The organism is Acinetobacter sp. AM (assembly GCF_003105055.1).
GTDB lineage: Bacteria > Pseudomonadota > Gammaproteobacteria > Pseudomonadales > Moraxellaceae > Acinetobacter > Acinetobacter tibetensis.
Genome location: NZ_QETG01000021.1, coordinates 19,798 through 35,504 on the forward strand (window position 1 = coordinate 19,798; position 15,707 = coordinate 35,504).

The window sequence follows — 15,707 nt, forward strand, 5'->3', positions numbered from 1 at the left end:
TTTCCTAGAGATCATTGCAGAAAATCAGCAATATAAATCAATTAATGCACAGGCTCTGTAATTTGAAAAACCTGACGTAAGTAGGCCAAGAAGGTATCGTTATCGGTCATGGTTTTGCCTGGACTATCTGAAATTTTCGCCACCGATTGTCCATTACATTCCACCAACTTCAATACAATATTCAATGGAGTCTGCCCCATATCATTGGTCAGATTGGTGCCAATGCCGAAGCTCACTTTGAAACGGTCTTTGAAATATTGATGTAATGCCCAGGCTTTTTGTAAATCTAAACCATCACTAAAGGTCAGCATTTTGGTTCTACTGTCAATTTTCAAGGTTTTGTAATGCGCATAGGCTTTATCCCCCCAAACAAAAGGGTCACCACTGTCATGTCTCAAACCATCGAATAATTTGGCAAAATACAAATCGAAATCGCGCAGGAAAGCATCCATTCCCACCACATCGGTCAGGGCAATGCCTAGATCCCCACGGTATTCTTGTACCCAAGTCTCTAATGCTGCTTTTTGGAAATCGCGCAGCCGCACATCTAGCGCCTGAAAAGCTTGTAAAAACTCATGCGCCATGGTGCCAATGGGTGAAATCCCCAATTCTTTTGCCAACAACACATTACTGGTGCCACGAAAAACATTCGGTACTGCTTGGTGAAATGCCTGAATCACCTGCCTTTGCCAAGTCAAACTATAGCGACGACGGGTACCAAAATCCGATACCAAGAAAGGCGGATCTTCTGGGCGCTGCTGCTGTTCACACTGTTGAATAAATTCAATTTTGGCTTTGAGGCGACGCTCGCCTTCTTCGAGCACTTCTGGCGTACGAATGCGTTTGAAGTACAGTTCATTCACAATCGCCAAAACAAAAATCTCGAACATCATGGCTTGCACCATGGGGCCTTCCACCCAAATGTCTAATCGACCTTCTTGATCGACATCTGCATGAATAAAGCGGCGTTTTAACTGGAATAATTCTAGATAATCGACAAAGTCACTTTTAATAAAACGTAAGCCACGCAAATATTGCAATTCATCTTCTTTAAACCGAAGCTGACACAAATAATCTAGCTGCTCATTCAAATCTTGCAAAATATCCACCAAGGGATACACCGTTTCATCCAAATTACGGCAACGGAAGTGGTAAACACTATGTGTTTGCGGGAACTGGTGCAGCACCACTTGTAACATGGTGAACTTATATAAGTCAGTATCGAGGAGTGAGTGAATAATTGCAGACATAAAGGTTCAGTTTTTATCAACTTCTAGCATTAAAGCACACTTTCAAGCTGAAAAAAGCCATTGATTGCAGAAAACTCACCAAATCAAGATGTCTCAAAACCCCTGCTAAAGTCATCTTTGCTACAATGCCTGCCACATTAACATTGAGGGATTCTCATGCGTGCTTTATTACAGCGAGTACTTGAAGCCAAAGTGATCGTCGACGGTCAAGTTACGGGTGAAATTCAACATGGGTTGCTGGTCTTTTTGGGACTCGGCAAAGAGGATCAGCTTGAAAAAGGCAAAAAGCTGATTGATAAAATCCTCAAGTACCGTATTTTTGATGATGAACAAGGCAAAATGGGCTGGAATTTGACTCAAGCACAAGGTGGTTTGCTCTTGGTATCACAATTTACCCTCATGGCACAAACGCAAAAGGGCTTACGCCCAGATTTTGGTCCTGCAATGCCACCCGATGCCGCCAAAGTCTTGTATGAACAATTGGTGGACTATGCCAAATCTCAGTTTGAACAAGTACAAACGGGCATTTTTGCAGCAGACATGAAAGTGCATTTAATTAATGACGGTCCTGTGACTTTTCAGCTTGAAGTTGAATGAAAAATTCCGCAATAAAAAAGCCTACAGTGAATTGTAGGCTTTTTTATTGCTTCGCAATTTAAGACTTATCGACCTGTTTTTTCTTTTAAGAATTGACGCGCCAATTGAATTTTCTCTTTCACTGGTTTTGGTAATTTTGGTGGAATCAATTTTGCAACTTTATTAAACCAAACCAATAAGCTGAAGTCACCTTCCATTTTGATGCTGCCATTTTGCATCCCCGTCATGAATGCCGATGGATCACCTTTCAGTAAGGTTTTCACACCTTGCTCGCTGTCTACAAATTGCAGGATAAAATCGGCTTTCTCTGCATCACCTGAAACTGTATCAATTTGTCCATTGTTGATAATAATTTGACGCGCTACACCTTGGTCAGTCCCAATTTGGATGCGAAATTGACGCTCATGAATCAACTCAATAAATTTTGGGCTAGTACGAGCCAGTTGTTTCATGCGCAACACTAAACTCGCCACTAAAAGATCAAGTGGATCCGTGCTCACATCGACCAAAGGTAGTTTGACAACTGGAATTGAAGACAGTTTCATGACGTTTAAAGCCTATTGTAATTGTAGAAAAATTGACTGCTCCATCCTACCATAACTTAATTCTGATGGAAGCTAGGCTTTGTATAACAATCCCAATCTGAGCGCTAAAGTCACAAACAAAAATTTTATGTTGATCACAAAATCACAGTCTTTTTGTCGCATGCGTAAATCAGCATATAAAAGTTTAAACTCTTAGATTGGCTAAATCACAACTGTCCTGACTAAAAATCAAAACTTACCTATTTCTACACGTATGAACTGCATCATCAGCATTCACCTTAGTATGGTAATACTTATTGTTATTTTCTGATTGTCCAAACTGCCTTGGAACTTAGCTCCCTCCCATCTTGGCTGAAAAGGAGCCGTCAACGCTTAACGGCTACTGTACTGTTGATCATCTTCATATACAGGGGTATGTTCAATGTAACGGCGCTTTGATAAAGCACGTTCAGCACGGCGATCTTCTCGGAACAATAATAGTGTCACCATCGTCATGGATAAGCTCACCGCAGCCAGATAACTATACGCCATAGGTAAATCAAACACGACCTGAATGCTCAGTCGAATCATTTCTAGCAAGCCCCAGAACATCATACCTGCGAACATAAAGCTCAGCCAACGACGATAAGGCGAGAAGAAAACAGCAATCAGTGCAACAGCCACACAACTCAAGCCAATTATGGTTGCTAAATTCGCTGTGACCATAAAAACCTCCGTCTTCAATGGAAATCGTGTCTGGGCAGGGACCCGACCAGTAATTCTCACGACCTATATTAATTTTGTGAAATTTGTTTATCTGTATCTCTATGCAAGCATTATGAGCAGTTTTAAACAGAAAAAAAGCCATGCTTTTTTATTGAACGACATACCTTGTCGCAATATTATTTTGTCATTACATTTTTTGTCATTTCGACTTGAATGGAAGCAAGATATGCCATGAGTTGGCGTGTCATTACAAAAAAACAACGGGGTTTTTCAGTGAAAAAAATATTTTTTGGACACCCGATATGAAGCAGATTGTGACCAATCGTTAGATGATTTTTTAATACAAAAGTCACGCAGAAGAAAACAAAAAACGCAATCCTAAGATTGCGTTTTTTTCATGAAACTGTAATGGTTACACGCAGTTAAGATCTTTATCATGCACACCCAACAGGTATAAAACACCATCCAGTCCCACGCTTGAAATCGCCTGATTGGCATTCTGACGGACTAAAGGTTTCGCACGGAAAGCAACGCCTAAACCCGCCAAAGACAGCATGGGTAAATCATTGGCACCATCCCCCACTGCAATGGTTTGCTCTGGTGAAATCCCCATGTTGTCTGCCAGTTCACCCAATAAAAATGCCTTACGTGCGCCATCGACAATATGTCCTTTGACTTCACCTGTGACATGGCCATCTTGTACATCTAGTACATTAGCATGCACTTCATCAATCCCAAGTTTGGCTTGTAAATACTCGGCAAAGTACTGGAAGCCACCTGATAAAATTGCTGTTCTATAACCCAATGATTTTAATGTTGTAATTAATCGTTCTGCGCCTTCGGTAATGGTCAAGCGTTCCGCAATTTTAGGTAATACCGAAGCATCCAAACCTTTTAATAAGGCCACACGCGCACGGAAGCTTTGTTGGAAATCCAACTCCCCTTGCATGGCACGTTCAGTAATTTCTGCAACTTGCTCACCCACACCCGCTTCAATCGCCAATTCATCAATCACCTCTTGTTCAATGAGGGTCGAATCCATGTCAAAACACACTAAACGGCTGTTGCGACGGTAAGCATTGTCTTCTTGCACCGCAATATCAATGCTGAGTTCTGAAGACAAACGTAAGCAAGCTGCACGCATTGCCGTTGCATCTAACATTTGCCCACTCAAACCAAACTGTACACAAGAACGTTTTGGTCCTTCTGACTGGTTTTGTAGCTGTGGACGACCCGATAAACGGATCACTGTTTCAATATTAAAACCTTGGTTCGACACAATATTGGTAACAGCTTGTAAATGCTCAGCAGTTAGTTCTGGCGCCAAAGCCGTGACAATATAGCGTGTACGTCCACCTTCACTTACCCATTGATCATATTCTGTTGCAGAGATCGGTTTAAAGCGCACTGTTAAGCCGATATCATGTGCTAGAATCAGAATTTCCTTCATGGCTAATGCTGTTGCAGTCTGGTCATCTGACGAAACAACAATACCTAAAGTCAGTTGATTATGGATGACGGCTTGTCCAACATCTAGAATTTGTAAGGAATGAGTGGACAAAACCTGCATTAATCGAGTGAATTGATTAGGTTGGTCGGGTCCTAAAAATGATATAAGAATGATTTCTCGCATGAATTGACTCGAGTCTGAGCTACAACTATTGTGAGAATCATAATCGAATTTGAATAGAATTGCCTTGGAAGTTTACGTTGAATGCGCCTAGACAAGGGCTATTTGCTAGCCTACTGATAATAAGTTTTGCACTTCATACCTTTTTATTGGTGATTGCAACCACTCACCAACTAAATGAAAACCGTGCGAATCAGGGACAGTTGATGACCAGTCAGTTGGTCACAGACAGTTTATCGGAACTTGAACCTGCCAATACAGTATCACTGGCCTTATTGGTAAATCGTTACGCCACGAATCCAAGTGTCGCCTCTATTCGAATTTTAGATGGTACTAATCAGGTTTTGGCCACAGGCGGTTTATCCAAAACGCGTGATGGTGAAATCTTTGTTCGTGATGCCTTACAAAATGAGAAAAAAGTCGGCACCATTGAAATTACCCTGATCAAACCTAGCATTGGTGAAATTTTACGGACTCAATGGTTGGCCATTTTGTTCTCGTTCTTTATTCACGGCTTACTCTGGTTAGGTTACCGTGCGATTGCGCGCCCAAGCCGTACAGAATACTTAGCACGCATTAATAATGAATCCCGCTTAAAACACGAAATTCAGGCCTTAACTCAAGCACTTGAGCAAGAGAAACATAATGCTGCGTTAACCATTGCTCAAGCCCAACAACAGTTCCAGAATAAAAATAAAGCCAAAGAAATTAAACCTGTGATTTTGGATGATTGCTCGGTCGCATTGAACATTCAATATTATGATCCGAAGCAACTCCTCGATTCAGTCAATCAGACGGTATCTGTACCTTATTTCAATTTGTGCCAGATTTTCCTGAACAAAAGTATTGAGCTTGCTGTTCAGCACTATAAATTGAATCGTTCTGACATTACTACAGTCCAGCAATTCAGCGCACAAGGGGCAACCATTACCCTATCGGCTGACATGCCTGATGCTGTGCCTTGTCTGGTGATGATTAGTTCAGTGTTCCAATTATTGTCGGAAGTTTTATATAAACGCTACCGTGAAGAAAAACGTTTCGTTTTACAAACCCGCAGTGCGATTTCTTCATCGGTAGACGCCATGCAGTTGTCTGCCGTGCAAGCGGCTGAACGTTTGGTGCATCAACTCTCTGCCAAAGAAAGTGCAGTGCATCTGAACAATGAATTGTTAAAGGATATCAGCGAGCATTATGACTTGGTGTCCTTACCGAATCCGACCAATGTATTGACTCGCCATGCCTTTATGGTCAATGGGATGGATAGCAGTACAGCCGAATTGGCACAAAGTTTAAGAACTGAGATTCTGAAAGGCAAACAATCTAAAGCCTCATAAGCTTGCTGCAATAAAAAAGCCTGACTCCTGTCAGGCTTTTTTATGCTGTCTTAAAAGATTAAATTTTTTGTAGGCTTTTGCTGATTAAGAACTCTTGCGCGGAATGCGGCACTTCATCTGGAGCAACGTAGGCTGGAATCCACTCTCCAGTAGACTGCAATTCCCACGTGCCTTTTTGATCCGACAAATAATTGAGTAAGCCATCTTGCAGAATACGCTTTTTGATTTTCGGGTCTAAAATGGGGAAGCAGGTTTCAACACGCGAAAATAAATTACGCCCCATCCAGTCTGCGCTGGCACAGTACAGTTTCTTTTCACCACCCTGTTCAAAATAATAGACGCGGGTATGTTCCAAGAAACGTCCCACAATGGACCGCACTCGAATATTTTCGGACAAGTCCTCCAGTTGTGGAACCAAACAGCAAATCGAACGAATAATCAGTTCAATTTTCACCCCAGCTTGCGAAGCACGATATAAAGCTGCTATCAGTTGTGGCTCGGTCAGTGCATTGACTTTAATGATAATGCGCGCATTTTTCCCCGCTTGTGCACACGCAATTTCCTGATCAATCAACTTCAGCAATTCAGTATGCAAGGTGAAAGGGGCATGCAGCAAAGTCTTTAATTTTGCCATCTTGCCCATCCCCGTCAGCTCTTGGAACATCCGATGTACATCTTCACAAATATCAGGCTGCGTGGTCATTAAGCCATAATCGGTATACATTTTGGCATTACCTGCATGATAATTGCCTGTGCCTAAATGTGCATAACGCACCAATTGCTGATCTTCACGACGTACGATTAAAATCATTTTGGCATGGGTTTTATAACCCACAATGCCGTACACCACCACTGCCCCCGCTTCTTGCAAGACATTGGCCACGGTAATATTCGATTCTTCATCAAAACGTGCCCGCAGCTCAATCACCGCGGTGACTTCTTTGCCATTACGGGCAGCTTCTGCTAAGGCTTGCACAATTTCCGAATCTGGCCCACTGCGATAGAGCGTTTGCTTAATGGCCAATACATTCGGATCTTTTGCCGCTTCACGCAATAAACTGATCACAGGTTGAAATGAATCAAAAGGATGATGCAGTAACACATCTTCTTTTTTCAAAATTTCAAAGATGGACTGTTGCTTACGAAACGCCTTCGGAATAACAGGGTTAAATACGGGATATTTCAAATCTGGGCGAGCAAAACTGGTGGTTAAGCGTGATAAATTGATGGGTCCCGAAATCGAATATAAATGCTCTTGATCTAAATCAAATTGATTCAGCAAATAATCCGTAATTTCACGGGGACAATCATCTTCAATTTCTAAACGCACCGCGCGACCAAAACGCCGCGAAGACAGCTCATCTTTTAATGCCACCGCCAGATCATCCACATCTTCCGACAAAATTAAATCAGCGTTGCGTGTCACACGAAACGCATAGCAACCCGTCGCTTTCATACCCGGAAATAAATCACTGATATGTTGCTGAATAATGGCGGTCAGGAAAATCTGTTCTTGATGATTCCCCACCACACTCTCGGGCAAATGAATCAAACGTGGTAAAGAACGAGGCGCAGGCACAATCGCCATTTCAATTTCACGCCCAAAAGCATCTTTACCTTCCAGACTCACAATGAAATTCAGACTTTTATTGACCAAGCGAGGAAAGGGATGTGATGGATCTAAACTGATTGGCGTCAACACAGGCTGCACTTGTTTGGCAAAATAGTTGGCAATCCACGCCTTATGCTTTTCTAAAATATCTTGATATTGAATGAAATGAATTCCAAAGCCTTGTAGCTGCGGCAAAATGGAATGGTTGAAAATCTCGTATTGTTGTTGGACTGCCTGATGCACAATGGTCGAAAGTTCTGACAAAACCACATCGGTTGGAATACCATCAGGCATTCGGGTAATGGCGTTTAAATCCTGTTGCTTCATTAACCCCGCAACTCGAATTTCAAAAAACTCATCTAGATTACGGGAAAAAATAATTAGAAAGTTGAGTCGCTCTAAAATGGGTAAATCGGGATTTCTCGCCTGAGCCAGAACACGCCGATTAAATTCAATTAATGCCAATTCTCGATTAAAATACGTTGCTGATGAATGCTGAAAATTTTCCATGTAGACTCAATGCGGTTGATTTTTTAATCAACTCTTTACCCTCTGTGTCTGCATGTTATGCAGTGTTTATGACGTTTTTATTACAGCCTAAGACTCAGCTTCAATATACAGTCCCAGTGTTGGTTTTATAGGCAGAACTCACACCTGTATTAGAATAATCCACTCATTTTATTCGGATTTTCTTGACTCTAATTCAATTTCAGAAACCGATTCATGCTGTCGACTTGCCCAATAGGTTGCCAAAATCGGTCCTGAAATATTATGCCATAAACTAAAAATTGCACTGGGTAAGGCTGCTAAAGGTGCTGTCGCAAAATGTACTGCGGCTAAAGCCACACCCAGACCTGAGTTTTGCATTCCAACTTCTATCGCTACCGCCTTACTGTCTGCATAATTTAAATGAAATAAACGGCTGCATCCAAATCCCAATAAATATCCTAAACCATTGTGTAATGCCACCACCAGAAATATAAGCAAGCCTGAATGGAGGAGCTGCGCTTTACTGCCGCCAATAATTGCCGCCACAATCAAGACGATAGCCAGCACAGAAATGAGGGGCATTACACGGATGTACTGCTGAATCTTTTGTTTCAATAAACGTCTTAAAATTAAGCCCACCACAATCGGCAATAGCACCACCTGTAAAATAGAGCTCAGCATGGACCACGCATTAATTTCAATCCATTGACTCGCAAGCAGATAGAAAATAAATGGGGTGAGTAGAGGTGCCAATAAGGTCGAAACCGCAGTGCAGGCGACAGACAACGCCGTATTACCCTTTGCCATATAAGTAATGACATTCGAAGCGGTTCCCCCGGGACAACAACCGACTAAAATCACCCCGACAGCCAATTCAGCAGGCAATTGAAAGATCAGACACAGGACATAAGCCAACAACGGCATCACCACAAATTGTGCCATCACACCAATACAGACCGCTTTCGGCGTTTGTGCTATGGCTTTAAAGTCCGCCAGCTGCATGGTCATTCCCATGCCCAGCATAATAATCCCCAACATCCACGGGATATAGGCTTTTAACCACACAAAGGCTTCAGGCAAAATCAACGCGATCCCTGCAAACAGAACCACCCACAAAGCAAACGTTTTCTGAATCCAATGGCTCAATTGCAATAATGCAGACATCGTTAGTCCTCAATGGGGAGTCAAACTAGAAAAGGTAAAATGAGATAACACCAATTATGCAGTCATGGTCGCAACAATATCTTTGATATAGAGGCGTTGTACGCCGGCAGCCAGCATATCCTGCCAAGCATGTTGCAAAGAACCATTTAAATCAATCGCTTTGGTTGCATCGGCAATCACATAGGTTTTAAAGCCTAAACGACAGGCATCTATCGCTGTCCATGCCACACAGAAATCTGTCGCAATGCCCACAATATAGACAGTGTCTATGCCACGTGCATTTAAATAACCAGCCAAACCTGTGGTGGTTTTACGGTCTGCTTCCATAAATGCCGAATAACTGTCGATATTCACATGCGTGCCTTTACGGATAATCAATTGGGCTTGGGGTAAGACTAAATCCGGATGAAAATCGGCATCATGGCTGCCTTGTACACAATGCACAGGCCAAAGCACCTGTGTGCCATAAGGCAGTTCAATCTGATCAAAGGCTTGTTTACCCACATGATTGTCTGCAAAAGAAATATGCTGTGCGGGATGCCAGTCTTGGGTCAGAATAATCTGCTCAAAATAATCCCCCAATTGATTTATTTTGGGAATAATTTGGTCGGCATGGGCAACCGCAAGATTTCCTCCTGGGGTAAAACCATTTTGTACATCCACCACAATCAACGCTTTCTTGTTTTGTATCTGTTGCATGTCCGTTTCGTTCACTGTTTTTATTCATTGTTCGCTAGCATATAACAAAAGTCTAAGAATGTAGTCAGTGCATCCGTCTCACTGGCTTGATCTACAGCAATTCCTGCTGTTGCCGATTGTTTATTCCCCATAAAAATAGCCCGTAAATACGGGCTATTCATAGACCATTCGATGTTTAAACGGTGACTTTCTGTAGACGTTGGACCAAAATTAACATCAATACGGCAGAAATCACAATACAAGGAATCGCTGCTGAAACAACACCAGTCGCGCCAAAACCTGCTGCTAAAAGCTGTCCCGCAATGGTCGGACCCAACATCGCCCCAATACGCCCAACAGCCGAAGCCATGCCCACGCCTGTACCACGTAGTTCAGTCGGATAAACAATACTCCCAAACGCATAGAGCACGCCCTGACAACCAATCACAAAAGCGCCGACAAGTGCTGATGCCAAATACATTTGAGTCAGTGAAGCCGCAGCATTTAAGGCAAATAAGCCTGCCAAAATTCCGCCATACATCAACACAATCACATAAGCTTTTTTCCAGCGATCTGTCAGCATACCCAAAATCACCGTTCCTACGGTTGCACTGAGCATGAAGTAGAATTGTGCTGTACTGCCTTCTTTACGCGAGAAACCAAGCTCCATAAATAACGAAGGTAACCAGCTCAGCATGATATAAACCACCATTAAGGTGAAGAAATAACTGAACCAAATTAAGCCTGTACGCATTAAGTTATGGCGATTAAACAGATCCCGAAAAGAGACTTTTTGCTCGACCTCGGTGGTTTCAACACGTGTTTGGGCTTTTAAGAATTCACGCGATTCAGGCAAGAATTTGATCATTATCGGGAGCACAATAATAGGTAACAACCCGCCCAAATAGAAAATATTTTTCCAGTTCGAACCAAAATCTAAACTGGCAATGTAGGACAGAATCGCAGCTCCGACGGGCATACCACAATACATTAACCCTACCGCTTGCCCACGCTTTGCAGGAGTAACCGCTTCCGATGCTAGCGTAATTAACAACGGCATCGCAGCACCTAAGCCCGCGCCAGCCAAAAAGCGAACCAGCAATAAACTGTAAAAACTATTTACCCAGACAGTACATAAAGTGAATACTGCAAATACGGCAACAGACCAAACCAAGACTGTTTTACGTCCTATGCGGTCTGCAAAACGTCCACCCACCAATGCCCCAGGTAATAAGCCTAAAATTCCTGCGCTAAAAAACACACCCAGTTGTGAACTGTTCAGTGCAAAATGTTCTCGAATGCCTGCTGCGGCTATACCCGCAGCCTGAATATCTAAACCTTCAATCACCGCAATCAAAAAACAAATTGCGACCGTAATCACGGAGTGCCTACGCGCTGACAATGTATTCATCTCAACTCCTTGTTTAAACCGCGTCCAAAATGAAGCTCATCATCCGTGAAGCAGAAATTTAAATTAACTCACCTTAAGTGGAAGATTTTTGGTGTTTTTTTATAAATTATGAGATAAGTCACATTTTCTTTGCCTAGCATAAATAGTCTTAAAAACAATTAATCAGAAATAAATTTGACTGAAATAGTCAACAATTCAATTGAACTTTAACGACTTAGCTGCTCATCCAATTCAACTGCAATTTATCAGTTATTGTTCAAATCAATAATTGACGACACTTTTTAGAATGAAGTCTCCTACTTTCTTGCCTATGACCTAGAGCTATAAGCTATTTATTAAGTCCTATAAGCTCTTAATCCTATTTATTTTTCTGCCTCAAATGTATTGATCTATGCCCTTCTCTGGCATTCTAAAGCACGAGATGTATCCTCTCGCTATGAATTATTTTTCACTTTTTTAAAGTTTTGAGTTGCTTTGACTAAAGCATATTGTTCTTCATCGTTTGTTCAGTCATAATTTGCGTAAGCATTATTCAATTCGACACACTCTAATTGAAACTGCTATAAATCAAAATACGCACCCATCCAACCTCATGTTTTTCACTTCACTGGATGGAAAAATAGGATATTTTTTTAAAATGACTCAACAAGCACAGATCATTCAAGGCTCAATAGTCGCAATCGTCACCCCAATGTTTGAAGATGGCAGCGTAGATTGGAAAGGTCTTGAGAAGCTCGTTGAGTGGCACATAGAACAGGGAACAAACAGTATTGTTGCAGTTGGAACAACTGGTGAAGCGTCTACATTAAGCATGGCTGAACATACACAAGTGATTAAAGAAGTCGTTCGTGTAGCCAACAAACGTATTCCAATTATTGCTGGTACTGGTGCAAACTCAACGCGCGAAGCAATTGAACTCACAAAAGAAGCAAAACAACTCGGTGCTGATGCAGCCCTATTGGTCACACCATATTACAATAAACCGACACAAGAAGGCTTATATCAGCATTATAAAGCGATTGCTGAAGCTGTTGATTTACCTCAAATTCTGTATAACGTACCAGGCCGTACAGGCGTAGACATGGCAAATGAAACAGTCATTCGTCTGGCTGATATTCCGCAAATTATTGGCATTAAAGATGCCACTGGTGATATTCCGCGTGGTCAAGCTTTACTGGAAGGTCTTCATGGTAAAGACATGGTGGTTTATTCAGGTGATGATGCAACCGCTTACCAGTTAATTGAACATGGTGCGAAAGGTAATATTTCGGTCACTGCGAATGTTGCGCCTAAGCAAATGAGTGAAGTGTGTGCGGCTGCGATTGCTGGCGATGCTGCACGTGCACAAGCATTAAATGCGCAAGTTGCAAATTTACACAATATTCTATTTTGTGAATCGAACCCAATTCCTGTGAAATGGGCACTACACGAAATGGGCTTAATTGGTACAGGCATACGCTTACCATTAACACCTCTTGCAGAACAATACCGCGCACCGCTTCGTGAAGCGTTAGTGGCGGCAGGTATAATCAAATAAAGAGCACTACATTATGCAGTTACGTTTAGGTTTAACCCTTGCACTTTCAGTATTGAGTTTAGCGGGTTGTAGTTCACTTGCGGTTAGCAACAAATCTTTGAGCTATAAAGAGACAGCAACCCTCGAACCGCTACAATATCCTGAAGGATCAATGGTTCGTCCAGTAACGCCACTGTATCCAGCACCAACGGTTGAACCTTTAGCAATTCAACACGCACCGAAGCTCGAAAATAGCAAAGGCAACCGTTTTGCTTTACCTCGCCCAGATGTTGCTGCACCCAACAGCGCAGCAACTGCTGCTGAACAAAGCACTGAGATAGGTCGTCCTCAATTACTAACTGATGGAAATCAAAATCCATTACTCAAAATTGATGGAAATTCTGATACAATTTGGCAGTATACACTTGCCACACTCAGCAGCATGAACCAGAACATTGTGGGTCAAAGTAAAAACCGTTACGAAGTAACGCTTAAAATTGATCAGCAGATCTATGTACTTCGACTCACTTCCGCTGGTTCAAGTCATAATTTGGCAGTGTTTAATGCCGATAATAGCTTTGCAGATCAACAAAAAGCTGCAGAACTGTTAACCCAGATTTACCAAAACTGGCCGGCCTAGATCACACTAGGCATTTTTTTTTGCAAAAGGTTCCCCCATGTTAAAACAAACCTTGCTCTATACTGGTAAAGCGAAATCTGTGTATGAAACAGATAGTCAAGACCACCTGATTTTAGTATTTCGTGATGATGCCTCTGCGTTCAATGGCGAAAAAATCGAACAACTAGATCGTAAAGGCAAGGTGAACAACCGTTTTAACGCCTTTATCATGGAGCAACTGGCTGCTGCTGGCATTGAAACTCACTTTGAAAAATTACTTTCTCCAACCGAAGTGTTGGTAAAGAAATTAGACATGATTCCTGTGGAATGTGTCATTCGTAATTATGCAGCAGGTTCACTCTGCCGTCGCTTAGGCGTTGAAGAGGGTAAAGAACTTACACCTCCAACTTTCGAATTGTTCTTCAAAGATGATGCCCTTGGCGATCCAATGGTGAATGAATCTCAAGCCATTGCTTTAGGTTGGGCAAATGCTGCACAACTCGAAAAAATGAAAGAACTCACTTACCAAGTGAACGATGTGCTTAAAGCATTGTTCGACAAAGGCAACATGATTTTGGTTGACTTCAAACTTGAGTTTGGTGTGTTCCATGACCGTATTGTATTGGGTGACGAATTCTCTCCAGACGGTTGCCGTCTATGGGATAAAGACACCAAGAAGAAACTCGACAAAGACCGTTTCCGCCAAGGTTTAGGTGGTGTGGTTGAAGCTTATGAAGAAGTTGCTGCACGTATTGGCATCGACCTTTCAGACATCTAATTTGCTCTGAAGCTTCGAACTAAAAAAACCGAGTCTGATGGCTCGGTTTTTTATGCTATGAATTCATTGCTTTCCAATATCTATACCTTGAATTGAATCGGATCCCTTAAATAGATTTCCCTGTTGTTCATACTTGTACACGCAAATCTTTGGTGGTATCCATCACCAATAAACTGGTAATCGAGGAAATGGAAGGAATCGTGCCCAAAACATCAGTATGAAATTTTTTATAGGATTTTATATCGGTCACCTCGACCCGAAGCAAATACTCGACTGCACCCGTAATGGTGTGACACTCAGTAACCTCAGGCGTAGTCTCAATCACTTCTTCAAAGTGTTGCAAACATGCTTTGGAATGGCACGACAGTCCTATAGTCACATAGACAATTAATCCAATGCCTAAAAGTGATCGATCAATAATGGCTTTGTAGCCCTTAATCACCCCAATTTTTTCTAATTCCTGCACCCGACGCAAACATGCTGATGCGGACAAACCCACACGTTCAGCCAATTTAAGATTGGTTAAATGTGCATCGGCTTCCAACTCACACAATATTCTTCGGTCTAATCGGTCTAGTTCAATCATTTATTGCAAAACTATCTATTTTTAAGCTCAATATACAACCAAATTGCGCAATCTGAACAATAAAATGTTTTTTATTTATGATGCAAAATACATGTCCCCTTCTCTATTTATCTCTTATTTACTTTTTTGTTTGGTCATGACCAGTACCCCAGGGCCGAATAATGCCCTCGTGCTGATTTCAGGAGCACGCTTTGGGCTTCAGAAAACCCTGCCTTTAATTCTGGGAATTGCCTTTGGTGTTGCCTTTCAACTAATGGCAATTGGTCTGGGACTTCATCAAATATTCCTACATTTTTCCCAACTCCAGTTCATCTTAAGCCTGATTGGATCCGCCTATATTCTTTGGTTAGCATGGAAAATTGCGTCCAGTGGTCCACTCAACACACGTCTAGATGAAAAACCTGCAATGGGATTTTTACAAGGCGCTGTTTTCCAATGGCTAAATCCCAAGGCATGGATGATGTCTATCAGTACCATCTCAACCTACTTTGCTACCAGCCAACAATCCACCGACATTGCCTATGCCGCCTTCATTCTGATGTTGATCTCGATTCCATGCGTTGGTATTTGGGCAATCGCGGGGAAATTTTTACGTCAATTGTTAATGCAAGCTAAATTTGCCTTCATTTTTAATCTCAGTATGGCAATTGCATTACTCATCGCAGTTTTACCCGTATGTTTTCAATTCATCACATTACAGCCCTAATATTTGGTCTAGGTTTTTCTAAGCTAAAACCATTATGAAGAAAAACTGTAAAAAAAAGCAGCAACTGTGTACGCCATAGCGCACACA

The 15,707-nt window shown here is 42.0% G+C and carries 16 protein-coding genes; 6 read left to right on the forward strand and 10 right to left on the reverse strand.

Translation table 11 applies throughout. The features are described 5' to 3' along the window. Nucleotides 1-41 precede the first annotated feature (41 nt). Nucleotides 42-1,250, reverse strand: coding sequence for a nicotinate phosphoribosyltransferase (gene pncB, locus DCO44_RS11890; RefSeq protein WP_116762151.1), 1,209 nt, complete (start codon nucleotides 1,248-1,250; stop codon nucleotides 42-44). Between the two features lie 156 nt (nucleotides 1,251-1,406). Here pncB and dtd point away from each other — a divergent pair, with 156 nt between their 5' ends. Continuing rightward, on the forward strand, nucleotides 1,407-1,847 hold the full coding sequence (gene dtd, locus DCO44_RS11895; protein ID WP_116762153.1) for a D-aminoacyl-tRNA deacylase: 441 nt from the start codon (nucleotides 1,407-1,409) through the stop codon (nucleotides 1,845-1,847). Between the two features lie 65 nt (nucleotides 1,848-1,912). Here dtd and DCO44_RS11900 read toward each other — a convergent pair whose 3' ends face one another. The 3 genes from DCO44_RS11900 to serB all read right to left on the reverse strand — a co-directional run bounded on the left by DCO44_RS11900 (nucleotide 1,913) and on the right by serB (nucleotide 4,730). Then, a complete protein-coding gene (locus DCO44_RS11900) occupies nucleotides 1,913-2,392 on the reverse strand; it encodes an SCP-2 sterol transfer family protein (RefSeq protein ID WP_116762155.1) in 480 nt (159 codons plus the stop codon). A 372-nt stretch (nucleotides 2,393-2,764) separates the two neighbouring features. Further along, a complete protein-coding gene (gene aciT / locus DCO44_RS11905) occupies nucleotides 2,765-3,097 on the reverse strand; it encodes a ciprofloxacin tolerance protein AciT (RefSeq protein WP_116762157.1) in 333 nt (110 codons plus the stop codon). Nucleotides 3,098-3,509: 412 nt separating this feature from the next. Then, nucleotides 3,510-4,730 carry a phosphoserine phosphatase SerB gene (serB, locus tag DCO44_RS11910; RefSeq protein WP_116762159.1) on the reverse strand — a complete coding sequence of 407 codons (1,221 nt, stop codon included), beginning with the start codon at nucleotides 4,728-4,730 and terminating at the stop codon, nucleotides 3,510-3,512. Between the two features lie 77 nt (nucleotides 4,731-4,807). On the opposite strand from serB, the gene DCO44_RS11915 reads away from it, so the two are divergent. Then, complete coding sequence (locus DCO44_RS11915) at nucleotides 4,808-6,061, forward strand: hypothetical protein (protein WP_116762160.1); 1,254 nt, start codon at nucleotides 4,808-4,810, stop codon at nucleotides 6,059-6,061. A gap of 58 nt (nucleotides 6,062-6,119) precedes the next feature. Here DCO44_RS11915 and ppk1 read toward each other — a convergent pair whose 3' ends face one another. The 5 genes from ppk1 to mhpT all read right to left on the reverse strand — a co-directional run bounded on the left by ppk1 (nucleotide 6,120) and on the right by mhpT (nucleotide 11,415). Further along, nucleotides 6,120-8,183, reverse strand: coding sequence for a polyphosphate kinase 1 (gene ppk1, locus DCO44_RS11920; RefSeq protein WP_116762162.1), 2,064 nt, complete (start codon nucleotides 8,181-8,183; stop codon nucleotides 6,120-6,122). A gap of 168 nt (nucleotides 8,184-8,351) precedes the next feature. Continuing rightward, nucleotides 8,352-9,326, reverse strand: a complete 975-nt coding sequence (locus DCO44_RS11925; RefSeq protein ID WP_116762164.1) for a bile acid:sodium symporter family protein — start codon at nucleotides 9,324-9,326, stop codon at nucleotides 8,352-8,354. Nucleotides 9,327-9,380: 54 nt separating this feature from the next. Further along, nucleotides 9,381-10,016, reverse strand: coding sequence for a bifunctional nicotinamidase/pyrazinamidase (pncA, locus tag DCO44_RS11930; RefSeq protein WP_116762233.1), 636 nt, complete (start codon nucleotides 10,014-10,016; stop codon nucleotides 9,381-9,383). A 29-nt stretch (nucleotides 10,017-10,045) separates the two neighbouring features. Beyond that, the gene (locus tag DCO44_RS16640) at nucleotides 10,046-10,186 is read right to left on the reverse strand and encodes a hypothetical protein (protein WP_165815714.1); all 141 of its coding nucleotides are present in this window, start codon (nucleotides 10,184-10,186) and stop codon (nucleotides 10,046-10,048) included. 14 nt (nucleotides 10,187-10,200) lie between these two features. Continuing rightward, nucleotides 10,201-11,415, reverse strand: a complete 1,215-nt coding sequence (gene mhpT / locus DCO44_RS11935; RefSeq protein WP_116762166.1) for a 3-(3-hydroxy-phenyl)propionate transporter MhpT — start codon at nucleotides 11,413-11,415, stop codon at nucleotides 10,201-10,203. A 637-nt stretch (nucleotides 11,416-12,052) separates the two neighbouring features. On the opposite strand from mhpT, the gene dapA reads away from it, so the two are divergent. Genes dapA through purC form a run of 3 tightly spaced genes read left to right on the forward strand, consistent with a single transcriptional unit; the run spans nucleotide 12,053 to nucleotide 14,328 of the window. After that, a complete protein-coding gene (gene dapA / locus DCO44_RS11940) occupies nucleotides 12,053-12,952 on the forward strand; it encodes a 4-hydroxy-tetrahydrodipicolinate synthase (RefSeq protein ID WP_116762168.1) in 900 nt (299 codons plus the stop codon). 13 nt (nucleotides 12,953-12,965) lie between these two features. Further along, nucleotides 12,966-13,571, forward strand: coding sequence for a lipoprotein-34 precursor (NlpB) (locus DCO44_RS11945; protein ID WP_116762170.1), 606 nt, complete (start codon nucleotides 12,966-12,968; stop codon nucleotides 13,569-13,571). Between the two features lie 37 nt (nucleotides 13,572-13,608). Continuing rightward, the gene (gene purC, locus DCO44_RS11950; RefSeq protein WP_116762172.1) at nucleotides 13,609-14,328 is read left to right on the forward strand and encodes a phosphoribosylaminoimidazolesuccinocarboxamide synthase; all 720 of its coding nucleotides are present in this window, start codon (nucleotides 13,609-13,611) and stop codon (nucleotides 14,326-14,328) included. A 127-nt stretch (nucleotides 14,329-14,455) separates the two neighbouring features. Here purC and DCO44_RS11955 read toward each other — a convergent pair whose 3' ends face one another. Next, nucleotides 14,456-14,914: an Lrp/AsnC family transcriptional regulator gene (locus DCO44_RS11955; protein WP_116762174.1), complete on the reverse strand. Its 459-nt coding sequence runs from the start codon at nucleotides 14,912-14,914 to the stop codon at nucleotides 14,456-14,458. A 136-nt stretch (nucleotides 14,915-15,050) separates the two neighbouring features. Here DCO44_RS11955 and DCO44_RS11960 point away from each other — a divergent pair, with 136 nt between their 5' ends. Continuing rightward, nucleotides 15,051-15,620: a LysE family translocator gene (locus tag DCO44_RS11960; RefSeq protein WP_228157553.1), complete on the forward strand. Its 570-nt coding sequence runs from the start codon at nucleotides 15,051-15,053 to the stop codon at nucleotides 15,618-15,620. The last annotated feature ends 87 nt before the right edge of the window (nucleotides 15,621-15,707 follow it).